Origin of the sequence: Lysinibacillus sp. GbtcB16, from assembly GCF_019091145.1 — a bacterium.
Classification (GTDB): Bacteria; Bacillota; Bacilli; order Bacillales_A; family Planococcaceae; genus Lysinibacillus; species Lysinibacillus fusiformis.
On the sequence record NZ_JAGXJV010000631.1, the window covers coordinates 1 to 254 of the forward strand.

1 protein-coding gene is annotated in these 254 nt (G+C 52.4%); it reads right to left on the minus strand.

Annotated features, from left to right (window positions below):
* Window positions 1–227 (minus strand): choice-of-anchor Q domain-containing protein (locus KVT27_RS25465; RefSeq protein ID WP_305799942.1); only part of this gene is annotated, 227 nt, incomplete at its 3' end.
* Between the last annotated feature and the right edge of the window lie 27 nt (window positions 228–254).

Sequence of the window (254 nt, forward strand, 5' to 3'; positions counted from 1 at the left end):
GGAACTTTACCGGGATTGTATTCATCGGCCCCAATATCCGGAATGTGGCGAAATTGCCCATCCATGTCATCCGAAGGCAGAAGCGGGCCAACAGCTGCATCAATGGCTGGGCTATGTGCAGACAGTCGGATCAAACCGTCCTTACAGCGCACGAATTTGATATCTTCCTTCCGAATTGTGCCTGTGACAGCGGCATTGTTGGAAATATCGGCATGGCCGTCTACCATGTTCCCCCTATAGATCGGCCGTCCACT